16 protein-coding genes are annotated in these 22,150 nt (G+C 71.0%); 8 read left to right on the forward strand and 8 right to left on the reverse strand.

What is annotated here, in order from left to right; genetic code table 11:
- Positions 1-32: 32 nt before the first annotated feature.
- A complete protein-coding gene (locus A176_RS11180) occupies positions 33-1,766 on the forward strand; it encodes a SulP family inorganic anion transporter (RefSeq protein WP_002636641.1) in 1,734 nt (577 codons plus the stop codon).
- Positions 1,767-1,935: 169 nt separating this feature from the next.
- Here the strand turns inward: A176_RS11180 and A176_RS11185 are convergent, their stop codons facing one another.
- Positions 1,936-2,640 carry a hypothetical protein gene (locus tag A176_RS11185; RefSeq protein WP_021781544.1) on the reverse strand — a complete coding sequence of 235 codons (705 nt, stop codon included), beginning with the start codon at positions 2,638-2,640 and terminating at the stop codon, positions 1,936-1,938.
- A gap of 250 nt (positions 2,641-2,890) precedes the next feature.
- Between A176_RS11185 and A176_RS11190 the strand changes: the two genes are divergently transcribed.
- Entirely contained in the window at positions 2,891-5,440 is a 2,550-nt protein-coding gene (locus A176_RS11190; protein ID WP_044890840.1) for a DEAD/DEAH box helicase, read from the forward strand.
- Between the two features lie 7 nt (positions 5,441-5,447).
- On the opposite strand, the gene A176_RS11195 is transcribed toward A176_RS11190, so the two are convergent.
- Complete coding sequence (locus tag A176_RS11195; RefSeq protein ID WP_002636638.1) at positions 5,448-5,921, reverse strand: hypothetical protein; 474 nt, start codon at positions 5,919-5,921, stop codon at positions 5,448-5,450.
- A gap of 237 nt (positions 5,922-6,158) precedes the next feature.
- Between A176_RS11195 and A176_RS11200 the strand changes: the two genes are divergently transcribed.
- On the forward strand, positions 6,159-8,828 hold the full coding sequence (locus A176_RS11200) for a phosphoenolpyruvate carboxylase (protein ID WP_021781545.1): 2,670 nt from the start codon (positions 6,159-6,161) through the stop codon (positions 8,826-8,828).
- A 34-nt stretch (positions 8,829-8,862) separates the two neighbouring features.
- The gene (locus A176_RS11205; RefSeq protein ID WP_002636636.1) at positions 8,863-9,576 is read left to right on the forward strand and encodes a hypothetical protein; all 714 of its coding nucleotides are present in this window, start codon (positions 8,863-8,865) and stop codon (positions 9,574-9,576) included.
- Between the two features lie 9 nt (positions 9,577-9,585).
- On the opposite strand, the gene A176_RS11210 is transcribed toward A176_RS11205, so the two are convergent.
- Both A176_RS11210 and A176_RS11215 read right to left on the reverse strand, forming a co-directional pair.
- Entirely contained in the window at positions 9,586-10,860 is a 1,275-nt protein-coding gene (locus A176_RS11210; protein ID WP_002636635.1) for an SGNH/GDSL hydrolase family protein, read from the reverse strand.
- Positions 10,861-10,994: 134 nt separating this feature from the next.
- Positions 10,995-11,876, reverse strand: a complete 882-nt coding sequence (locus A176_RS11215; RefSeq protein WP_002636634.1) for a hypothetical protein — start codon at positions 11,874-11,876, stop codon at positions 10,995-10,997.
- 206 nt (positions 11,877-12,082) lie between these two features.
- On the opposite strand from A176_RS11215, the gene A176_RS11220 reads away from it, so the two are divergent.
- Positions 12,083-12,445 carry a TIGR02266 family protein gene (locus tag A176_RS11220; protein ID WP_021781547.1) on the forward strand — a complete coding sequence of 121 codons (363 nt, stop codon included), beginning with the start codon at positions 12,083-12,085 and terminating at the stop codon, positions 12,443-12,445.
- Between the two features lie 28 nt (positions 12,446-12,473).
- On the opposite strand, the gene A176_RS11225 is transcribed toward A176_RS11220, so the two are convergent.
- From A176_RS11225 to A176_RS11240, 4 genes are all read right to left on the reverse strand, one after another.
- Complete coding sequence (locus A176_RS11225; protein WP_002636632.1) at positions 12,474-12,875, reverse strand: GNAT family N-acetyltransferase; 402 nt, start codon at positions 12,873-12,875, stop codon at positions 12,474-12,476.
- 204 nt (positions 12,876-13,079) lie between these two features.
- Positions 13,080-14,138 (reverse strand): alpha-ketoacid dehydrogenase subunit beta, encoded by a 1,059-nt coding sequence (locus A176_RS11230; RefSeq protein WP_002636631.1) that lies wholly within the window; start codon positions 14,136-14,138, stop codon positions 13,080-13,082.
- A 3-nt stretch (positions 14,139-14,141) separates the two neighbouring features.
- On the reverse strand, positions 14,142-15,152 hold the full coding sequence (locus A176_RS11235; protein ID WP_002636630.1) for a thiamine pyrophosphate-dependent dehydrogenase E1 component subunit alpha: 1,011 nt from the start codon (positions 15,150-15,152) through the stop codon (positions 14,142-14,144).
- A gap of 126 nt (positions 15,153-15,278) precedes the next feature.
- Positions 15,279-16,400: a M50 family metallopeptidase gene (locus tag A176_RS11240; RefSeq protein ID WP_002636629.1), complete on the reverse strand. Its 1,122-nt coding sequence runs from the start codon at positions 16,398-16,400 to the stop codon at positions 15,279-15,281.
- 259 nt (positions 16,401-16,659) lie between these two features.
- Between A176_RS11240 and A176_RS11245 the strand changes: the two genes are divergently transcribed.
- From A176_RS11245 to A176_RS11255, 3 genes are read left to right on the forward strand one after another with little or no spacing between them, the layout of a single operon-like run.
- Complete coding sequence (locus A176_RS11245; RefSeq protein WP_002636628.1) at positions 16,660-18,441, forward strand: PP2C family protein-serine/threonine phosphatase; 1,782 nt, start codon at positions 16,660-16,662, stop codon at positions 18,439-18,441.
- A 23-nt stretch (positions 18,442-18,464) separates the two neighbouring features.
- Positions 18,465-20,981 (forward strand): tetratricopeptide repeat protein, encoded by a 2,517-nt coding sequence (locus A176_RS11250; RefSeq protein ID WP_044890843.1) that lies wholly within the window; start codon positions 18,465-18,467, stop codon positions 20,979-20,981.
- Positions 20,978-21,892: a PhnD/SsuA/transferrin family substrate-binding protein gene (locus tag A176_RS11255; protein WP_002636626.1), complete on the forward strand. Its 915-nt coding sequence runs from the start codon at positions 20,978-20,980 to the stop codon at positions 21,890-21,892. The genes A176_RS11250 and A176_RS11255 overlap by 4 nt, the downstream gene beginning before the upstream one ends.
- The last annotated feature ends 258 nt before the right edge of the window (positions 21,893-22,150 follow it).

Consider the following 22,150-nt stretch of genomic DNA (forward strand, 5'->3'; position numbering starts at 1 on the left):
GCGTCGGCACGGTCCATGTAGATGCGTCGGGCATGGTCGAGACACCTACGCTCAAGACGCCCCGGGGATGGACCGACCGTCCCAAGCAGTTGTGGACGGAGTGGAAGCAGATGCTGTCCCCCCGGACGCTCCCCGGTGACGCGAGCGCCGCGCTGACGGTGGCGTGTGTGGCGCTGCCGCTGAACCTGGCGCTGGCGGTCGCCTCCGGTCTGCCTCCCGAGGTGGGGCTCATCAGTGGCGCGGTCGCCGGCGTGATTGCCGCGCTGCTGGGTGGCGGCCGACTCCAGGTGACGGGGCCGGAAGCCGCGCTCGTGCCCACCGTGCTGCTCATTTCGATGAAGCACGGCGTGGCGGGCGTGGTGGTTGCCACCTTGTTGTGTGGCGCGCTCCAGGTCCTGCTGGGTCTGTCGCGCGCGGGCCGGGTCGCGCAGTTCATGCCAGCCGAGGTGACGCGCGGCTTCACGGCCGGCATCGGGCTGCTGCTGCTGGACGGCCAGCTTCCCCGCCTGCTCGGCGCGGTGACGGAAGGCACGTCCTCGGCGCGGACGCTGGTCGTCCCGGCGAGCTGGCCCTCCTGGTCCGTGCACTGGAGCTCCGTCGCGGTGGGCGCCGTGGTGGTGGCCTGCATGCTCCTGATTCCCAAGCTCCACCGCTCCATTCCCGCCGTGCTGGTGGGCCTGGTCCTGGCCACCCTGGCGTCGGGCCTGGGCTTCCTGTCGGACGGTCTGGCCCGCGTTGGCGCGCTGCCCACCGGTCTGCCCATGCCGGTCCTTCCTTCGTTCGAGGCCCTGAACTTCGGCGCGCTCCTCCCGGACGTGCTGGCGTTGACGGTGCTGGCGTCGCTCGGCTCGCTGCTGTCGGCGCGGGCGCTGGACCAGTTGCCGGGCCTGGAGAACCACCGGACGGATGGCGACCAGGAGCTGGTGGCCCAGGGCGTGGGCAACGCGGCCTCGGCGATGTTCGGCGGCATGCCGGTGATGGGCGCCATCGTGCGCTCGTCCGTGTCCGTCCAGGCGGGTGGGCGCACGCGCGCCGCCTCCGTGCTGCACGCGGTGATGCTGCTCGCGGCCTGCATCCTGGCCGGTGCGCTGGTGGCCCTGATTCCGATGGCCGCGCTCGCCGCCATCCTGGTGGTCGTGGGAACGCGGCTGTTGGACATCAAGGGCCTGCGCGCGCTGATGGCGGACAACGCGGGCAAGGCGATGGTGGCCGTCGCCACCGCGGTGCTCATCGCGGCGATTGGCTTCCTCCCGGGTCTGGCCGCGGGCGTGCTGCTGTCGCTGGCGCGCAGCTTCTTCTCGCCGCCCAAGGCCAACGTTCGCAGCCTGCTGCTTCGCGAGGACGGCCGTCCGCTCTTCCGCAGCCTCGGCGCGGGGGGCGAGGATCGGGATGCGCGTCCCCCCGTGCAGCTCCTGCGGGTTCGGGGCGATTTGGATGTCCGCTCGTGCGCCAGCCTGAGCGCGGCGCTCCAGGGGCCGCCGTGGCCGCGCCACCTGGTGCTGGACCTGTCGGACGTGAAGTACATGGACGCCGCCGGTCTGCGCACCATCCGGGAGCTGTCGGATGTCCTGGCCGTCCGCGGGGGCCGGGTCCTCGTGGCGGGTGCTCGCGGCGGGGTCGCGGCGATGCTGCAGGAGGCCGGGACGTGGACCGGCTCCGGGCCGCACGCGCTGATGGCGTCCATGGACGACGTCATCGAGAGCATCAAGCAGGAGAACGCCCGGGAGTCCACCGGCCAGGTCTCTCCGACGCCGCAGGCGACGTGAGCCCCCGCGCCACCGGCTTCACGCGGGTGGCGCACGGTGTCTTCCAAGGCTGAGCGCACAGGCCCATTCCCCGCGTGTCGGGGGATGGGCCTTCGACCATCTACGGGCCTCGTCACAGGCCCCTTCCGCGTGTTTCGGGGGACGGGCCGTCGATTATCTGAGGGCCTCGTCACAGACCCATGCGTCCGCCGGGCCCATCGTCCGACGCGCCGGTGCCACTTCCCAGTCCCTCGCGTCCGCCGCCGCCCGAGCCGCTCCCGCCTCCGCGTGAGCCAGCGCCTCCGCTGGCGGAGCTGCCACCCCCCGCGATGCCGCCGCCCGAGCCACTTCGTTCCGGGACGCCACTTCGGCCGCTGCTGGTTCCGCCGCCGGTCGAACTGGCCCCGCCGGTGACGCTGTTGCCGCTGGACAGGCTGGTGCCGCCGGTGACGCTGGTGCCGCCCGTCCTGCTGTCGCCGCCGCCAAAGCCGCCGCCTCGGCCCGGCGCGCGGCCTCCCACGCCGCCGCCCCGGCCCATGCTGGAGACTCCCGAGCCCCCGCCGGACGCCGCGCCTTGGCCCACGCTGGCGCCTCCCGCCGGACTCCTGGCCGCGCCGCCGCTCGCGGCACTCTGGCTGCCACCTCCGCTCGCGCCGCCATGGGCGCTGGCTCCACCAGGATGGGCGCTTCCGGCCGATGGTCCCGTCGCCGCGCCGGGTCTGGCACCGCCCGCGGGCGGTGGAAGGGCGATATCGGGCGGTCCTCCCTCCAGGCCCGCGACCTCGGACGCGCCCGCGCCGTCCACCACGGGGCCTCGGCGTTGCTCACAGCCGCTGGTCAGCCAGGGCGCGGAGAGCAGGCCTCCCAGCAGCGCCGCTCGCCTGAGGCGCGCCATCCTCTTTCCAACGGTTCCTTGCATCCCCAACCCCCGGGTCCGAGTCCAGCCGCAACGGTGAGGAGGGCCTCCAGGACCGGGTATCGCGCCCTCGGTCCTTGCGCCCGGGCAGTCGCCGACAACCCCTGGGGGAACACGCCTGGCTCCCCGTCCCGGCGGGCGGAGCAGGGCGTGCCTGGCTTCACCCACCGTGCAGCCGGATGCGATTTTCCCGGTAGGTGCCGGGCGCGCCGCCTATTGTCCGCGGGTGATGGCCACCCCTGAAACCCAAGCTCCGCTCGCCGCGCTGCTCCCCAAGAAGGGCGAACCGCCCCTGGACGCGGACGAAATCCTCAACCGCTTCGTCGGCTACGTGGCGGCCAATGGCTTGAGCCTCTACTCCGCCCAGGAAGAGGCCATGCTGGAGCTGCTGGCGGGCAAGCACCTGTTCCTCAAGACGCCCACCGGCTCCGGCAAGTCGCTGGTGGCCACGGCGCTGCACTTCAAGGCCATGGCCGAGGGCAAGGTGTCCTTCTACACCTGCCCCATCAAGGCGCTGGTGAACGAGAAGTTCTTCGCCCTCTGCGACGCCTTCGGCGCGGAGAACGTGGGGATGCTCACCGGCGACGCGAGCATCAACCGCGACGCGCCCATCATCTGCTGCACCGCGGAGATTCTCGCCAACCTGGCCCTGCGCGACGCGAGCGCCCGCGTGGACTACGTCGTCATGGACGAGTTCCACTACTACTCGGACCGGGAGCGCGGCGTGGCCTGGCAGCTTCCGCTCATCGCGTTGCCGGACACCACGTTCCTGCTGATGTCCGCCACGCTGGGGCCCACGCACGTCATCGAGGAGAGCCTGGCGAAGCTGTCGGGCCGGGAGGTGGCCACCGTGCGCAGCGCGGAGCGCCCCGTGCCGCTGGACTTCGACTACCGCGAGTCGGCGCTGCACGAGACCATCGAGGACCTCATCGCGCGCGGGAAGTACCCCATCTACCTGGTGAACTTCACCCAGCGCACCGCCGCTGAGCAGGCGCAGAACCTGATGAGCGTGGACTTCTCCACCAAGGAGGAGAAGGAGGCCATCCGCCTGGCGCTCCAGGACGCGCCCTTCGACACGCCCTACGGCAAGGAGTTCCAGCGCTTCCTGCGCCACGGCATCGGCATGCACCACGCCGGCCTGCTGCCCAAGTACCGCCTGCTGGTGGAGAAGCTGGCGCAGCACGGCCACCTCAAGGTCATCAGCGGCACGGACACGCTGGGCGTGGGCGTGAACATCCCCATCCGCACGGTGCTCTTCACGCAGCTCTTCAAGTTCAACGGCGAGAAGCTGGCCACGTTGAGCGTGCGCGACTTCCAGCAGATCGCCGGCCGCGCGGGCCGCAAGGGCTTCGACACGCAGGGCAGCGTGGTCGCCCAGGCGCCCGAGTACGTCATCGAGAACATCAAGCTGGCCGCCAAGGAGGCCGCGGGCAAGAAGAAGACGCCCAAGGCCAAGCCGCCGCAGAAGAACTTCGTCCAGTACGACAAGAGCACCTTCGAGCGGCTCCAGAACGGCATGCCCGAGCCGCTGGAGTCCCGCTTCGCGGTGTCGCACGGCATGATTCTCAACCTGCTCCAGAGCGACCACCAGACGGAGCACAACGCCGGGTACAAGCGGCTGGTGACGCTGGTGCAGCGCAGCCACGACTCGGACTACCTCAAGCGCCGGCACCTCAAGGAGGCCGCGCGCAACTTCCGCACGCTGCGCGAGGCGGAGATCATCGAGGTGGAGAAGGGGACAGGCGGCTCCGGCGCCACGGTGAAGGTGGCGGGGGAGATGCAGCACGACTTCAGCCTCAACCACACGCTGTCGCTGTACCTGCTCGACACGCTGGAGCTGCTGGACCCGACCACGGAGTCGTACGCGCTGGACGTGGTGACGCTGGTGGAGTCCATCCTGGAGAACCCGGATGTGGTGCTCTACGCCCAGTTGCACCAGCTCAAGGGCGAGAAGATCAACGAGATGAAGGCGCAGGGCATCGAGTACGACGACCGCATGGCGGAGCTCGAGAAGCTCGAGTGGCCCAAGCCCAACCGCGACTTCATCTACGGCACCTTCAACAAGTTCGCGCAGAAGCACCCGTGGGTGGGCGAGGAGAACATCCGGCCCAAGTCCATTGTCCGGGACATGTTCGAGCGCTTCATGTCCTTCCCGGACTACATTCGCGAGTACGGCCTCCAGCGCAGCGAGGGCGTGCTGCTGCGCTACGTGAATGACACGTACAAGGCGCTGATGCAGACGGTGCCGGAGCGCTACCGCACGGAGGAGGTGGAGGACTTCATCGACCACCTGCGCGCCACGCTGCGGCAGGTGGACTCCAGCCTGCTGGATGAGTGGGAGCGCATGCGCAACCCGGACGCCGCCGTCGCGGCGAAGCCGGTGGTGGAGCTCAAGCCGAAGGAGCTCACCGAGGACCCGAAGGCCTTCGCCGCGCGCGTGCGCGAGGAGCTGCACCGGCTGCTCAAGGCCCTGGGCCAGAAGCGCTACCTGGACGCGCTGACCATGCTCGACAACGCCCTGGGCGAGTGGACCGCGCCCAAGCTGGAGCAGGCCATGGCGCCGTACTTCGAGGAGCACAAGATGGTGGTGCTCACGCCCCAGGCGCGCAAGCCGTCCAACACCCTCCTCAAGGAGACGGGCACGCGGCTGTGGGAGACCCAACAGCGCATCATCGACCCGGAGGGGCACGGCGACTGGATGCTCGACTGCGAAATCGACCTGCGTGACCGGCGCCTGGACGACGGCCCCATCCTGATGCTCCGCCGCATCACCGTGTGACGCGGGCTCAGCCCTCGGAGCCCGGTGCCTCCGTGGGGCGCGCGGCGGACACGGACTCGGGCTCCGGCGGCGTCATCTCGCTGACCTCGAGCCCGCCCCCCGCGCCCGCCGTGAGGACCATCCGCCACGCAGCCTTGGCCAGCACCACGCGGTCCGTCTCGCAGCGGACCTCCAGCCCCGTGTCCTCCACGGTCCACGAGCCCGCCCACACCGTGGTGAGGGCCTCGCAGCCGTCGTCGTCGCACGACTGCGTCTCCGCCACCCACACCCGTCCTTCGGGCGCGGCGGGGCAGGACATCGGCTCCGCGTAGCGCAGCATCGGCCCCTCCAGTTCCTGGGGGCCCGCGTCGGGGAAGCGCGTCTGCGCGTGGAACAGCTCGGTGGGCACCGCGTCGAGCTCCGGCCCTTGTGCGAACGCCATGGGCGCGGTCAGCCAGCCACACACCAACATCACCTTCCAACCCCGCATCGTCCACGTCACGACAGGCTCCTTGGCCGCGGCGTCGTCCGCGGCCCACGAAGGGAGTGATTGCAAGGCATGGACCGAGCGCGTGTGTGGCCCTGGAGCCACGGTGGGCCGCGCACCGTGGCGAATCGCCAGGGGCCTTCGTCGCTCGTGTCGGGGAGGGCAGACACCCGGCCGATGACTCGGCCCGCGCGTCATTTTCCGAGCGGAAATGCGGGCCATGTCGCCTGTCAGCAGCTACCGTCGCACCATATGGCTCGACTGCGTGCGGTGGATCAACCGCTTCGCCGGGACGTCCGCCTGCTTGGCCGGCTCCTGGGAGAAGTGCTCGTCGAACAGGAAGGGCAAGCGCTCTTCGACCTGGAAGAGGAGGTGCGCCGCCTCGCCATTCAACGGCGGCGTGGCCCCGTGGCCGGACGGCGCGCGGTGGCGGCCGAGCTGGCGGAGGTGCTCCAGCGCCTGCCGCTGGAACAGGCCGAGCCCGTGCTGCGTGCCTTCTCCGTCTACTTCCAGCTCGTGAACCTGGCGGAGCAGCACCACCGCATCCGCCGCGCCCGCACCCATGCGGACGCCGCGTCGGCGAAGCCCCAGCGCGGCTCGTTGGAGTCCACGCTGCTGCTGCTCAAGGAGGCCGGCGTTCCCGCGCAGCGGGTGCGCGAGGCCATGGGCAACATGCAGGTGATTCTGACGCTCACCGCGCACCCCACGCAGGCGGTGCGCCGCACGCTGCTGGAGAAGCTCTACCGGATGGCGGGGCTGCTGGAGGAACGGGACCGCTGCGAGCTGACGCCGCGCGAGTCCGCGACCAATCTGGAGTCGCTGCGCGAGGAAATCACGCTGCTGTGGCAGACGGACGAGCTGCGCCGCGAGCGCCCCACCGTGGGCGACGAGGTGAAGAACGTCCTCTGGTACGTGGAGGAGGTGCTCGCGGAGGAGCTGTCCCTGCTGCCGGAGCTGCTGGACTGGGCCTTCGAGCGCGCCTACGGCGAACCGCTGGGGCCGGTGGAGACGCCCGTGCGTGTCCACTCGTGGGTGGGCGGGGACATGGACGGCAACCCGCTGGTGACGCCCGACGTGTTCGCGGACACGTTGCGCGCGCACCGCGCCCGTGGGCTGCGGCGGCTGCTCCAGGACCTGGAGCGGCTGGGAGGCCGGCTGTCCCAGTCGGCGCGCCACGCGAAGCCGTCCGAGGAGCTGCTGCGCTCGGTGGAGAAGGACGCGCAGGAGCTGCCCGAGGCCGAGCGCCGCTACGGCCCGCGCACGCCGGGCGAGCCGCTGCGCCACAAGCTGCGCTTCATGGAGGAGCGGCTCCACCGCGCGCTCCACTACGTCACGCGGCAGCGCGCCGGAGAGCCCATCCCGATGCCGTCCGGGGCCTACCGCACGCCCGAGGCGTTGCTGGCGGACCTGGACGTGCTGGCGCGCGCGTTGGAGGCGTCGAAGGGCACGCACGCGGGGCTTCGCGATGTCCGGCGGGTGCGGCAGCGGGTGCTCGCGCTGGGCCTGTCCCTGGCGGAGCTGGAGGTGCGCGCGCCCGCCGAGGACGCGGTGAGCGCGGCGGCCTCGTTCGACGGTGGCCCGGAGCCCACCGAAGGCGGACAGCGCCTGCTGCAGGTGCTGGCGCGCCTGAAGGACGCGCAGTCCGAGTCGGGTGAGCCGGCCTGCCGCACGCTCATCCTCAGCATGGCCAGCACGGCCGAGGACGTGCTCGCGGCCTTCAAGTGCCTGAAGCACGCGGGCCTGTGGGACGACGCGCGCGGCTGCGCCACCGTGGACGTGGTGCCACTGTTCGAGCAGCTCGGGGCGCTGGACTCCGGGCCGGACGTGCTGCGCACGCTCTTCGCGAACCCGGAGTACCGGCGCCAGGTGGACGCGCGGGGTGGCCAGGAAGTGATGGTGGGCTACAGCGACTCCGGCAAGGAGGTGGGGCTCCTCGCGGCGAGCGCGGCGCTCTACCGCGCGCAGGTGGCGCTCACGGAGGTGTGTCGCGAGGCCGGCGTGCCGCTGCGGCTGTTCCACGGCCGCGGCGAGTCCGTGGCGCGTGGCGGCGGCCCCGCGCAGGAGGCCATCCTCGCGCTGCCGCCCGGCGCGGTGGCGGGTGGCTACAAGGCCACGGAGCAGGGCGAGGCGTTGGACCACAAGTACGCACGCCCGGAGCTGGCGCGGCGCACGTTGGAGCTCATCCTGGGCGGCGTGCTGCTGCACACGCTGGACGCGCAGCCTCGGCCGGAGGTGGAGGCCGAGCGGACCTTCCGCAAGGCCTTCGACACGCTGGCGGAGACGGGCCGGAAGGCCTATCGCTCGCTGGTGTGGGAGGACCCGTCCTTCCTGGAGTTCTTCACCACGGCGACGCCGGTGGAGGAGATTGCCTCGCTGCCCATCGGCTCGCGCCCCAGCAAGCGCCGCGCGGGCGGGTTGGAGTCGCTGCGCGCGATTCCGTGGGTGTTCGGATGGACGCAGAACCGCGCCATCCTGCCGGGCTGGTTCGGCGTGGGCTCGGCGCTGGAGGCGTTCGCCAAGGAGGAGGGTGGGGCGGCGCTGCTCAAGCGCATGTACCGGGAGTGGCCCTTCTTCCGCGCCGTCATCGACAACGTCACCATGGTGCTGGCCAAGTCGGACATGGCCATCGCCGGGCGTTACGCGGCGCTGGCGCCCGCGAGCACCCGCGCGCTGTGGCGGCGCATCCAGCAGGAGCACCGACGCACGCGCAGGCAGGTGAAGCGGCTGACGGGGGAGTCGAAGCTGCTCGACAACAACCCGCAGCTCCAGCGCAGCATCTCCCTGCGCAACCCCTACGTGGACCCCATGTCCTTCCTCCAGGTGGAGCTGCTCAAGCGCAAGCGCGAGGGCCAGGCGGAGGTGGACCGTCCACTGTTGCTCACCCTGAACGGCATTGCCGCCGGCATGCGCAACACCGGCTAGGCTCCGCGCCGTCGGACCTTCCGAGGAGGTGGCGATGGCCAGGGAGACGTTCAGCGTGGTGGAGGTCAACCCGGCGCACCGCTTCGCGCGGCTGCGGCCGGAGTCGGGCGGGGCCCTGCTGCACGCGGGGCTCTACCCCGAAGAGGAGTCCCCCGAGCCGCAGCTCCAACTGCGCGAAGGGGACCGCGTGGAGGGACAGCGTCGCGGCCAGTCGGTGGCGGACTGGGGCTGGGTGTCCCGGACCGAGCCGCCCCCGGATTTGGTGGAGCGCATGGGCGAGCTGCTCGCGAAGCTGGAGGGCTTCGAGCTGCGCGTGCCCGCCACGGCCTACGATTTGGCCGAGCACCACTGGCGGCGGAGCCGGGCGGACCCGCTGCACCAGGAGCTGCTCGCGCAGCTCCCCACGTTCTTCGACTGGGAGCTGTCGCACCCGTACGAGGACGGGGCGCTGCTCGACCGGCTCCAGGCCGCGATGCAGCCCTACCTGCCCGGCTTCGAGGTGGCGCCCCAGGCGGGCCGCTCCGCCTTCCGGCTGGAGCCCGGTGGACACGACGTGCCGGCGCCCGAGGGCAGCCGCGAGGCGCCCGCCACGACGTTCGAGCCGCTGCTCCTCCAGGTGAATGGCCTGCTGGAGGGGGCCGGGGCTCCCGTTCGCTGGGTGCCCACGGAGGACGATTGGATCCTGTCGCCTCCGGGGCTGGCCGAGCTGCTGGTGCTCCACGGCGTGCTCGGGCCTCGCCGGGAGTGAGCGCGGGGGTTAGAGGCCGCCCTGCTCACGCAGGACGCGGCTCACCTCGTCCGCCATCACCCGGTGGCCTTGTTGGCTGGGGTGGATGCCGTCCACCTCCAGCCCGTCCAGGAACAGGTGCACGTTCACCGACTGCCGCGTCACCGCGTCCAGGTCGATGACGTCCGGGCCCGCGCCGCCGCCGCGCACCCAGGCGTTGAACTCCAGCCGCTGCGTCTTCACGGCCTCGTAGGGCGCGTAGTTCGACTTCTCCTTGGGCAGCAGCGTGCTGACCCACGTGCGGCAGAAGGGCGCCAGCCGGCTGAGCAGCGTGGTCATCCGCGTTTGAATCAGCGCCACGGAGTTCTTGTCGCCCAAGTCATTGGTGCCCAGCAGCACCACACAGTCGGTGATGCCTTGGAGCCCCAGCACCTCGCCGTCGAGCTGCATCAGCGCGTCGTAGAAGCCCTGGCCGCTCACGCCCGCGTTCACCACCGGCACGCCCAGCGCGGTCTCCACCAGCGCGGGCCAGGCATTGCGCGTGTCGTTCTTCGTGTCGATGTAGCCCTCGGTGATGCTGTCGCCAATCGCGACGACGGCGCGTCCGGTGGGGCCTTCCACGTCCACGGTGGCCACGCCGATGGCATGGTCGAACACCGCGCCTCCCAGCGCGCCGGTGCTCATCGCGTGGCTCCCCGCGCGCGAGCTGCTGCCGGGGAACGCGCTGATGGTGCTGGAGGCCAGCGCGCCTCGCGCCTCGAAGGTGATGGCCAGCTCGTCGCGGAAGGACACGGGGAACGCCACCGCATCCGACGTCTTCCGCGTGCGCGCGGTCACCGTGAAGCCCTCGCTTCCGTCGAAGGTGAGCGGCACGGGCGCGGACACCAGCTCACCGGCCGCGCCCGCGTGCGCCACCGAGGCGCGCACCAGCGTCATGCTCCCATCGCCCGAGCGGAACGTCACGCGCACCCGCGCACCCGCGCGGGCCACGGGCACCTTCATGCGAAACGTCGTCGTGGCCCCCACGCTGTGTGACGTGCGAAGCGCCTGGTGGAAGCCCGGCTGGAAGGACGTCGCGGCGGGGGGCGACGGCGGCGCGGTCTGCACCTGTCTTTCGTCGTTGAGCACCAGCACCGGTGCGACTTCCAGCGACGCGTCTGGCGCGTTGCTCTCGATGGTGGAGGCGTGGTTGTCATCGTTCGGCGGTGCAAGCTCGTCCGGCGCACCATCGATGCTCCCCGCGCACGCCAGCAGCATGCCGCCAGCGCACGCGACGATCTTCCGCAACCCCGGCTTCATTCCCATTCCCATCCCTCCCGGCTTTGCAGGATGCACACCGCACGGTGCCCTGCCAGCGGGTTGACTGGGAAGCCTGCCCCCAGGTCGCGGCGGCCGCCTGCCTGCCCTGCGGGGTTGCTGCGGGAGAGGGGAACACCGAGCTAGGGCACGCAAGCTCCCACGCCAGGGTTGCCGTCCAGCGCTCGGCAGTTGCCCGTACTGCAGGCAGGCGAGCCATTGGGTACGCACAGCGAACGGCAGGTGAGCCCACCGCCCGCATTCACACAGGCGCTGCCCGGCGCGCACTGGTTGCTGAAGTCGCAAGACTGGCCTTCGGTCCGCGTCCCGCTCCCCGCGCAGACAGGACCGCTGGTGGACGGGTAGCAACTCAGGGGGGCCGTGCAGTCCTGGCCGAAGGGGTCGCAGGCGACGGATGGCGGTCCGCAGAGCAGCGGCAGCTCATCGGTGCCCTCCAGCCGGAGCACGGTGTTGCATTCACCCGAGTTCCCACACTGCGTCGTCGCGTGACACATCCGTTGGCACGTGAAGCCACCGCCTTGCCCTTCGGGTGCCTCACGGCAGAAAAGTCCCTGCCTGCAGGTGTCGTACGCCACGCCGCCGCCGGTGGGCGCCAGCGTGCATGGCGCGCCTTCGTCCGCGGTGCCCGGGGGCACGCAGCGCCGCCGCGTCCCGCCGGCCTCCGTCGCGTACGTGCAGCGCAGCCCGTCCGCGCAGTCCTGGGCGACGACGTCGCACTCCGCCTCGAAGCAGCGGCTGCCGGTGCCACCGTCCGCCAGGTCCGCGAAGTGGCAGCTCTGTCCCGGAGCGCAGGCGTCCTGACGGGCCACATTGCAGTCGAAGTCCTGTCCGCCCCCGCCGCCGCCGCCGTCGGAGCCCCCGCCGTCCGGCACGGGCGTGGTGCCCGCGTCCATGCCCGCGTCGCCGTCCCCGCCGGGCCCTGGGTCGTCACTGCCATTGCAGCTCGCCCCCCACAGGGCCAGGAGCAGGGTTCCAGTCAACACATAGAGGCGGTACACACGCATTCCAGAGCACTCCCAAGGCAGTCCCCGAGGACTTAGGCACTGGAATTCGATCGAGGGGGCCCCTTGTATCGGGCGTGGAAAGCAGCGGACACTTGGCGGACGCCCGGTGCTTCGAGGTTGGCCCGGCGCGTCACCCTGTGGGACTGTGGGTGTGGGAGCTCTGGAGTTTCGCCAGCAGCGTCGAACGTGGGGGTTATCGGGTGCGTATGACAACCAAGGCGGCGGATGACATGGAGAGCGGGGATGCTGCCTACGCGAACCGGCGTGCCGACGAGCGTGTGGCGGCGAGGTTCGAAGTTCGCTTCGAGCAGACGCAGGACGCGGCGCGGGCGTTGCGCGCGTACTCCATCAACATCTCCGCGGGTGGGCTGTGCCTGAAGACGCGGAAGGCCTACGACGTCGGCTCGCAGGTCCGCCTGTCCATGTCCATTGAAGGCGAGGAGTTCCACCTCACCGGCATCATCGCCTGGGTGCGCGACGAGGCGGAGGCCATCGGCGTGCGCTTCACGGACATGAACGACGAGGACCGGGCCCGGCTCCAGCGCGTGGTGGACAGCTTCAAGCGGTAGGCCCGGGGCCGAAGCCCCGGAGGGCCCGTCAGCGCTGCGACTCCGTATCCACGTGGCGGAACACGCCCGAGTCGATTTCGGAGAAGCCACACGCCGTGTAGAAGGTGCGCGTCTCCGGCGTCACCTCCATGGGCGAGACGAGCTGGAGCTGCTTCGCGCTCAGAACCTTGCACCGCTCCAGAATCTGGCGGATGAGCGCGCGGCCCACGCCCCGGCGGCGCCAGGTCTCCGTCACCACCAACTCGTCGATGGTGGCCACGCGCCCGCGCAGCCGAAGCTGCGGCCGGTGGGAGAAGGACAGCATGCCCACGGGCCTGTCTTGAGGATCGCCGGCCACGAAGATTTCAATCTCCGGATGGCTGACGACCCAGTGGACCGTCTGCTGGTCCGTCCCCTGGGGGTAGCCCAGCTCCTTCAGCAACGACGCCATGGCTTCGGCGTCGCCCCGGCGGGCACGGCGGATACGAAATGCCGGCGCGTCAGCACCAGCGGCGGGGATTGTCCGGACGATTGGTTGTGACAAAGCGTCCCGAGTCTAACGAATGGGCCGCCATCCCTCCAAAGAGGAATGGCGGCCCAAGGTGCTGGCCACGTGAGACAAGGCCTCACGGGCAGGGGATTGTGGGTGCGGCGCTTACGGCTGTTCGGCCGCGAGCGAGCGGATGGCGGTGGTGATGTCGCTCAACTGCGGCACCGACGCCATCTCCAGCGCGTCCGCCAGGCCGATGCCCGGCAGGAACTTGCCGGCCAAGAGCCGCGGCGGCGCCAGCAGCGAGTAGAACAGCTCCTCCACCGTGCGGCGCACCAGGTGCTCACCGAAGTTCGTCACCTCGGTGTCCTCGTTGACGAAGAGCACGCGGCCCGTCTTCTGGACGGAGGCCTTGATGAGCTCCCAGTCGTACGGCCACAGCGAGCGCAGGTCGATGACCTCCGCGCTGATGCCGTCGGCGGCCAGGTTCTCCGCGGCCTTGGCGCACAGGGGCAGGGTGCGGCCGTAGCTCACCACCGTGAGCTGCGTGCCTTCACGCACCGTCTTCCCCTTGCCGAAGGGCACCGCGTACGCCTGGAGCCCTTCGGGCCACTGCGCCTTCCACTGCGAGCGGTCGCCCAGCGGCGCGTCGATGAGCTTCGACAGGGCGCGGTCGTCGTCCGGCTCGCCCGGAATCCGCTCCTCGCCCTTCACGCGCAGCAGCGCCTTGGGCTCCAGGAACATGACGGGGTTCTTGTCCTGGCACGCGGTGATGAGCAGCCCGTACGCGTCCAGCGGCGTGGAGGGCATCACCACCTTCCACCCGGCGATGTGGGTCATCGTCGCGTCGAAGGAGTGCGAGTGGTAGATGGACCCGCGGATGCCGCTGCCCACCGGCGTGCGCACCACCATCGGCAGGTTCCAGTCACCGTTGGTGGACCAGCTCGTGTTGCCCGCCAGCTTCAGCAGGTCGATGGTGTTGTAGACGTAGTCGCAGAACTGGATCTCCGCCACCGGCCGGCCGCCGGCCATGGCGATGCCCATGGCCGCGCCGATGATGCCGCGCTCGTCCAGGGGAGAGTTCCACGCCGTCTTCAGGCCCTGGGTGCAGGTGAAGACGCCGCCCAGGGGGGCGCCCACGTCCTCGCCGAAGATGTCGGTGACGCCCAGGTGCTCCTCGGCGTAATGCAGGGCCATCCGGATGGCCTGTGCCATGTTCGCCATGGGTTACTTGTCCTCCGCGAAGATGTGCTTCCAGATGGTGTCTGGCTCGGGCTGCGGCTCGTCGCGCGCCGTCCGGGCCGCGGCGGCCATCTCTTCGGTGTAGCGGTTGCGCAAATCGTCCATCTGCTGCCGCGTCAGGACGCCGTCCTTCTCCAGCTTCGCCTCGAAGTCCTTGAGGCAGTCGACCTCGTTGCCCACGTAGTTGGCACCGGAGGCGGAGGAGTGGCCGTAGAGGCGCGACACGTTGGCCTCCAGCAGGAAGGGCTTTCGCTCCGTGCGCACGTAGGCCATGGCCTCACGCAGCTCGGTGTAGGCCTCCACGGCGTCGTTGCCGTTGATGGTCTTCGAGCGGATGCCAAAGGCCTTGCCGCGCTCGCTGACGCGCGGCTCGCCGTGCTGGCCCTCCGCGGACGTGGAGATGCCCCACTTGTTGTTGGTGACGATGATGAGGATGGGCAGCGGGTTGGCGGGGCGGCTGCTCCACACCAGGCACGAGGCGAAATCGCCTTCGGCCGTGCCGGCGTCGCCACCGGTGACGATGGTGATGCCGTCGCCACCCAGGCGCTTCTGCACCATGGCGGTGCCCGGGGCGATGGAGTACTGGACCTCGATGGGCGAGGACACCGGCGCCACGTTGATCTTCCGGGCGGAGTAGTGGCCCGCGAAGTTCCGGCCGCCTGAATACGGGTCCGTGGCCGTGTTCTTCATCTGCCGCAGCGAACCGATGGGCTCCTCGCCCAGGGCCAGCAGGGTGCCCGACTGACGGTAGTGGGCGTGCAGATAGTCGAACTCGGGGCCCTGGCCCTTCTTCATGAGCAGGCCCAGGGAGACGTTGAACGCCTCCTCACCGGGACCGCCAATCCAGAAGTACCCATGGCCCTGCTTGTACATCTGGATGAGGCGCTCTTCGAGCACTCGCGTCTTGACCATCAGGTCATGGATGCGGACCAGCAGCTCCCGCTCGAGCGGCGCGGACGCTTCTGAGGATTCTTTGATGAGTCGGGGACGAGACACGCGCGACCTTCCTCTGGCTGGAGGGGGACGCCCCTATAACCCGGATGGGTGCCTTCCGCTCAAGGCAGTTGATGGGCCGCCTGTCGGGACGTCAGGCAAAGAGCACCTTATGTCGCGGCGCGGCAATCAGCGGGACTCATCCGGGGCAGGAGTCCGGCCGTGTCGCAAGGCGGTGACGCGCTCCGCCAGTGTGGCCGGGGCCGCCTCCCCGGCGTGTTCGGAGATGAGGGCCAGGGTGTCCTCGGACAGTTGCTTGGCGTGAGAGCTGTCCAGCAGCGCGGACACATCCCGCAGCCGCCCCGTGCGCAGCAATGCGAGCACCAGCGCGTGGCCCGTGCGCGGCAGCGGCGCCTGGGTGAAGGCCGTCTGGAGCGGATGGACCGCCAGCTCCGGCAGCCCGCTGTCCAGGAGCATCTCGCCCACCAGCGCGGGGTCGTGCGGGCCCTCGAGTTCGTCCTCTTCCTCCGTCCACGCCTGGGCGGCGGGCGGGCCCCGCAGCGAGTCCATCAGCCGCTGGACGGAGACCGGGCCTTGCGAGGATGGCTCGGGCAATGGCGCGGCCCGGCGCGCCTTGGGTGGGAAGAACGTGCGCGCCGCCGCGGGGGCCTGCTGGGGCGTCCGGCGGAGCTGCTCGAAGTTCATCATCCCCAGCATCATCGCCAGGAGCCCCAGCCAGATGTGCTTTGACCAGATGGCCAGGCCCAGCACGGCCACCGCCGTGGCGATGCCGATGCCGAGCAGCCAGCGCTCGTACCGGTACCCGTTGCGCGCGCGCACCAGGTCCGCCAGCAGATGGCCTCCGTCCATGGGCTGCACGGGCAGCAGGTTGAACAGGCCCCAGCCGATGTTGACGAACAGGAACTGCTGGAGCCCCTGGTGCACCAGTCCGCCCGGCTCGCCCGTGGGCAGCAGCTTCGACGCCGCCCACACGAGTCCTCCGGCCGCGAAGCCGATGCCCGGCCCGGCGAAGCTCACCCAGGCCGACTGCTGGTGGGTGAGGTGGCCGACGCCTGTCGCGTGGGTGGTGCCGCCCATGCCGTGCAGCTCGATGCGAGAGGCGCAGCCGTAGCGGCGGAAGGCGAGCGCGTGCCCCAGCTCGTGGAGCAGCACCGACACGAAGACGATGGCCACCCACAGCGCGAGCCGCGCGGGTTCGGAGATGAGCGACCAGCCCGTCGCCAACGAGACGAGCAGGAAGAGCGGGTGGAGGTGGACCGGAAAGCCGGCCACGTGGAAATGGGGCCGCATGCGTCCGGCGAATGTAACCGGCGCGCGGGCGTGGCGCCTGGGGAAGGGCGGGGTGCGCCGCACCCGTGGTGAATGACGCAGGGCTTCCTCGGCGCGCCATGACACTGGGATGACATGGCTCCAGTGACATGCGGTCCGTGGCGCTTCCCCGGTGTGGCGTGGATGTGGGGACAGGGCCTCGCGAAGCACGAGAAGTGAGATAGAGTCTCAAACACCCCTGTTCCCGCGCTCCCCCGCGCGTCCCCACCCCGGCCCGCCCTTGTCCAGTACGAATACGCGACTGAAGTCCGCGCCCCCGTCCGACGCGCCCTCGGACGATGCGGCGCTCCCGCCGTCCGAGCGGACGGGCACCCAGGACGTCACGGGGACGCGTGAGTCCACCGCCACCCGGCTGACCGGCCCCCTGGGCATGGGACAGGGGGAGGGGGGGACACGCACCCTCATCGCTCCGCTGGAGGCGGGCGAGCTGCCCAACGTGGCCCTCATCAAGGGCCTGCGGTTGGATCAAATCCTCCTGCTCACCACCGGTGTGCTGGTGGTGCTCATCGTCGGCCTGCTGGCGGCGCTGTCGGTGGCCTCCACGCAGTCGCAGTTCGAGGAGACGGCGCTGGTCTCCAAGGAGCGCATCCAGGAGCAGGCGCGCGAGCTGGGCCAGACGGTGGGGCAGACCATCGCGCTCACGTCGGCCACCAACCTGCGCGACAACAACTACGCCTTCCTCGAGGAGGTGGCCGGCTCCATCGTCAAGACGAACCCCAACATCCTCCGGGTGCAGATTTTCGACCCGGACGGGGTGCGCATGGCGGACAGCGAGGGCGCCTCCGAGGACAAGGAGGACGCCGCCCCGGTCCGCCGCGCCGAGCGCCGCATGGTGAGCGCCTTCTACCAGGGGCAGCCCATCTCCGAGATTCAGGAGCCCATCGACTATGGCTCCAGCAGCGGCAAGGGGCTGGTCGTCATCAGCTACTCGCTGGGCGGGCTGCAGAAGCAGTTGGAGGCGCTGGAGCAGGACAAGCGCGCGACGGTGCGCGCCAACACGCTGCGCATGCTGGGCCTGGGGCTGGGCTTCGTGGTGCTGGCCGGCGTGCTGGTGGCCTACCAGAGCCGGCGCATCACCCGGCCGTTGGGCATGCTGACCAGCAAGGTGATGCAGCTCGCCGCCGGAAACCTGGGCGCGCGCGCGGGCACCGCCCAGGGCGCGGGCCGCGAGGTGGTGACGCTGGGCGTGGTGTTCAACCACATGGCCGAGCGCATCAAGGTGCTGCTGGAGGACGTGCGCGCCAAGGCCCAGTTGGAGCGCGAGGTGTCGCTCGCGCGGACCGTTCAGGAGACGCTGCTGCCCGGGCGCGAGGGCGTGCAGGTGGGGCCGCTGCGCATCGCCGGGCTCGTCATCACCGCGGATGCGTGCGGCGGTGACTGGTGGTTCCGCGCCGCGCTGGATGAGCGGCGCGTCGTGATTGGCATTGGCGACGTGACGGGCCACGGCCTGTCCACCTCGCTGGTGGCCACCAGCGCCACCAGCGGCTTCGCCTCCGCGATGACGCTGCGGGAGCCTTCGCAGGTGAACGCGCAGATGCTCATCACCGCGCTCAACGTGACGTTGGCCAACGTGGGCCGCGGCGAGCACCAGATGTCCAGCGCGCTGGCCGTCATCGACGTGTCCAACGGCTACATCGACTACGCGGCCGGCGCGCACCCCAGCGCGGTGGTGTTCAACAAGCACAGCGGCCAGCTCGCGTCGCTGCCGGCGCGCGGCCCGCTGCTGGGCGCGTCCGTGGCGTCCCAGTTCACCTCGCGGCAGGCGCAGCTTCGGCCCGGTGACGTGGTGGTCTGGTTCACGGACGGCCTCACCGAGGCGCGGGACGGCGCGGGCAAGCTGTACGGCACCCAGCGTCTGGCCGCCGCCATCCAGGCCCATTCCCACCTGTCCGCGGAGGCGCTGCGCGACGCGGTGCTGGCGGACGCCCGCGCCTTCAGTGCCGGCCAGCCGCAGCGCGACGACATCACCGTCGTCGTGGCCGAATTCAGCCCCGCCGCCTGACTTCCTCCTGGGACTCCACACGCATGCGACGCTCCCCACGCCATCCCCGGTCGCGCCGTCTCACGCCGGCACTCGCGCTGATGACCACCCTGTGCGGCGCCCCCGCGCTCGCGCAGTACCGGCCGCCGCCCATGTCGGAGTCGCAGCGCCTGGTGCGCGACGGCGAAGCGGCGCAGGTGTCCGCCAGCGCCGCCACCGCTTCGGGCAACAAGAAGGAGGCGGAGGAGAAGCACCGCAAGGCCCTGGCGCTCTTCGAGCAGGCGCTGACGGTGGAGCCGGGCTCGGTCGCCGCCGCCGCGGGCCTGGCCACCAGCGCCAACGCGCTCAATGACTGGCAACGCACCGTGGACCGCGTGCAGCCGGTGCTGACGGCGAACCCCGCGGAGCTGTCCCTGGCCTACCCGGTGAGCGTGGCCTACTTCAAGCTGCGCCGCTTCCAGGAGGCGGTGCCGCTGATGGAGCAGGTGGCCGCCGCCGACAAGGCCGAGCACCTCATCGTCCACTACTACCTGGCCAGCTACTACCTCTACGTCCAGCAGGGCGACGCGGCGGCGGCGCGGCTCAAGCGCTACCTGGCGCTGCGCCCGCAGGCGGTGGCGGGCAACGACTACCAGATTCACGAGCTGTTGGGCCGCGCCCACGTGCTGCGCCGGGACGCGGCGGCGGCGCGCGCGTCCTTCCAGCAGGCGCAGGCGGGGAAGCCGGAGTCCCCGTCCGTCCAACTGGGCCTCGCCCAGGTGCTGGAGCTGGAAGGCAAGCTGGTGGAGGCGCGCACGTTGCTGGAGGGCGTCACCACGCGCTTCCCGCAGGCGGGCGAGGCGCGCGAGAAGCTGGCGCGGCTGTACCTGGGCGCGGGGGAGGTCGCGAAGGCGGACGTGCAGGCGGACGCGCTGGTGAAGCTGGGCAGCTCCGCCGCCGCGCACCTGCTGCTGGGCGACGTGCGCTTCGCGCAGAAGAACGCGACCGCCGCCGAGGCTGAGTACCGCAAGGTGCTCCAGCTTCAGCCCGGGTTGGTGCTGGGGCAGATGGCGGTGGGCAAGGCGCTCCAGGCGCAGGGCCGTCACGAAGAGGCCATCCAGTTCCTGGAGAGCGCGGTCCGCTCGGGCGCCAACAGCCTGGAGCTGTACGCGAACCTCGGGTCGGTCAACCGGCGCGCGGGCCGCTTCCAGCGCGCGGTGGAGGTGCACCGGCGCGTGGTGGAGATGGCGCCGCGTCAGGCGCTGGGCTACGTGCTGCTGGGCGCGGACCACTTCGCGACGGGCCAGTGGGACCAGGCCATCGAGGACTACGCCAACGCCTTGCAGGTGGAGCCGGAGCACGCCGGGGCGAAGCAGTGGCTGGCCCGGGCCCTGGCGCACCGCGCGAGGGACCGCGCCGGGACGGGGCGACTGGAGGACTCCGTTCGCGACCTTCGCCGCGCCTACGACTTGGACCGGGGCGCGCCCATGGCCCGCCGGCTGGGCGCCGCGCTGCTGGAGACGCGCGCGTACGCCGACGCGCGCAAGGTGCTGGAGCAGGGCGTGTCACTGCCCGGGGCCACGTGGCGTGACGGCCTGCTGCTCGGCTACGCGCGGCTGGCCACGAACGACGCGCAGGCCGCGCTGGACGCCTTCACCCGCGCGGGCGCGCAGACGGAGGAGCCCGACGAGAAGGCCGAGACGTCCGTGGGCGCCGCGCTGGCCGAGGTGGAGCTGGGCAAGGTGGACGCGGCGGTGCAGCGGCTGACCGAAGTGGGCCCCTCGCGGGCCGCATCGCAGGTCGCCGGCGCGAACCTGCCGCGCGTGCTGGTGCGCCGCGCGCTGGCGCGGCTGGAGGCCGGTGACGCCGAGTCCGCGGACCGCGACCTGGACCTGGTGGACAAGCTGGGCACGGGCAATCGCAAGGACCTGGTGAAGCTGGCGCAGTTCGTCCGCGGGCTGGCGCGCGCGGAGGCGGGGCGTCACGCGGAGGCGAACACGGCCATCACCAAGGCCCTGACGCCCGCGCAGGCCTGGGCGTGGCCCAACACCCGCGGGCTGGCCACAGCATTCCTCCTCTACAAGAAGGGGCAGGTGCCGGCCGCGCGCAAGCAGCTCACCGCCGCGGCGAAGAAGCCGATGCCCGGCCAGCCCAAGTGGCTGACGGCGATGACGGGCGCGCTCCACCGCCGCGAGGCGTCGCAGGCCTATGGCGCCGGCAACATGAAGGTGGCGGAGAAGGCCTTCAAGGCCGCGCTCGCGGACAGCCCCAACGACGCGCTGGTGCAGCACAACCTGGCCTGCGTCGACTGGCGCAAGGGCCGGGCGACGGAGGCGCTGGAGACGTGGCGCAAGCTGGAGTCCGCCGTCCCGGTGGCCGCGCTCAACCTGGGCATCGACGCGCAGGAGCGCCGCAAGGACGCGGGCGAGGCGGTGGCGGCCTGGCGCCGCTACCTGGCCTCGGGCTCCGGTCCGCGCATGGCGCAGGTGCGTGAGTGGAAGGACCGCTTGCAGAGTCTGCATGGCCTCGCCGATTCCGCCTCGGGCGCGCCGGCCGACGCCACCGTGGAGGAGACCCCGTGATGAAGGCACCTCGTTTCCTCCTGGCGGGCCTGTTGCTGGCCTGCTCCCTGACGGCCAGCGCCGCGGCGCCGAAGAAGGCGACGCTGGGCGTGTTCCTGGCCACCACGCTGGCGGATGGACAGGAGCGCTTCGAATACGCGGAGGCCCTGGCCGCTCGGCTGACCCAGACGCTGGACGTGCCCGTCGCGGCGAAGAGCTTCGGCCGCTACGAGGACTTCTCGCGCGCCGTCGCGGGCGGGCTGGTGGACTTCGCGGTGGTGGACGCGTGGGCCGCCGTGCAACTGGGCGGCAAGGCGAAGCCGGTGGCCTGGGCCTCGCGCTCGGGTGACACGCAGCAGCGCTGGGCCATCGTCTCGCTGCAGCGCGGCGCGGTGAAGGACCTCGCCGGCAAGCGGCTGGCGCACGTGAAGGGCGCCGGCCCCTCCGACCCGAAGTTCGTCTCCCATGTCGTGCTCGGCGGCGACCTGGATGCGCAGCGTCACTTCAAGCTGACCCCCGTGCCCAACGTGGAGTCGGCGTTGAAGATGCTGGAGGCGAAGGGCGCGGACGCGGCGCTCGTCCCGTTGGCGCACGTGCCCAAGGGCAAGGAGGTGCGCACGCTCTTCCGCAGCGGCCGCGTTCCCGGCGCCGTGCTGGTGGACCTGCGCAACCACGAGGCGGCGCTCAACGGCGCGCTGGGGGCGGTGGGCGCGGTGGCCCCGTTCGATGCCTTCGCGCGGCTCCAGGACAAGGACTTCGAGGACTTCAGCCGGCTCGTGACGAAGGGCCCCCCGCGCCGTCAGCCGGTGCTCGCCGAAGGGCCGGACCTTCACGTGGAGGCCGAGGTGCTGGTGCGCTCCGAGGAATTGGGCCCCGCGCTTCCATCCTTCGTGGGGGACCTCGCCGTCTCCTCGGAACAGCCGGACGACTGATTGTTTCCCGTGTTTCTAGAGAATGAGAGTCAGCGACTTGGCCCGGCCCTGTCTCTGAGGTAGCTTGAAAATGATGGCGTCGGTGTCCAGCCATGAAGACGCGTTCCCCCGGACGCTGGGGTTGACGCCGCGCACGTCACCGGGTCGTACGTACAGGACCGCGGGTGTCCATGCTCCACCCTTGGATGTGAGAACGATGCACTCGACTGTGTTCGGTGAGCCGCGGCGAGGCGCGGCGAAGGCGGTTGCCGGACGCCG

This window comes from Myxococcus hansupus, from assembly GCF_000280925.3.
In the GTDB taxonomy this organism is placed as follows: domain Bacteria; phylum Myxococcota; class Myxococcia; order Myxococcales; family Myxococcaceae; genus Myxococcus; species Myxococcus hansupus.

Coding starts and splice junctions, on each gene's coding strand:
- A176_RS11215 (WP_002636634.1), bottom strand. CDS start 11,876: ATGCGTGTGTACCGCCTCTATGTGTTGACTGGAACCCTGCTCCTGGCC.
- A176_RS11210 (WP_002636635.1), bottom strand. CDS start 10,860: ATGGGAATGAAGCCGGGGTTGCGGAAGATCGTCGCGTGCGCTGGCGGC.
- A176_RS11225 (WP_002636632.1), bottom strand. CDS start 12,875: ATGGCGTCGTTGCTGAAGGAGCTGGGCTACCCCCAGGGGACGGACCAG.
- A176_RS11220 (WP_021781547.1), top strand. CDS start 12,083: ATGACAACCAAGGCGGCGGATGACATGGAGAGCGGGGATGCTGCCTAC.
- A176_RS11240 (WP_002636629.1), bottom strand. CDS start 16,400: ATGCGGCCCCATTTCCACGTGGCCGGCTTTCCGGTCCACCTCCACCCG.
- A176_RS11200 (WP_021781545.1), top strand. CDS start 6,159: ATGGCTCGACTGCGTGCGGTGGATCAACCGCTTCGCCGGGACGTCCGC.
- A176_RS11250 (WP_044890843.1), top strand. CDS start 18,465: ATGCGACGCTCCCCACGCCATCCCCGGTCGCGCCGTCTCACGCCGGCA.
- A176_RS11205 (WP_002636636.1), top strand. CDS start 8,863: ATGGCCAGGGAGACGTTCAGCGTGGTGGAGGTCAACCCGGCGCACCGC.
- A176_RS11185 (WP_021781544.1), bottom strand. CDS start 2,640: ATGGCGCGCCTCAGGCGAGCGGCGCTGCTGGGAGGCCTGCTCTCCGCG.
- A176_RS11180 (WP_002636641.1), top strand. CDS start 33: ATGGTCGAGACACCTACGCTCAAGACGCCCCGGGGATGGACCGACCGT.
- A176_RS11190 (WP_044890840.1), top strand. CDS start 2,891: ATGGCCACCCCTGAAACCCAAGCTCCGCTCGCCGCGCTGCTCCCCAAG.
- A176_RS11230 (WP_002636631.1), bottom strand. CDS start 14,138: ATGGCGAACATGGCACAGGCCATCCGGATGGCCCTGCATTACGCCGAG.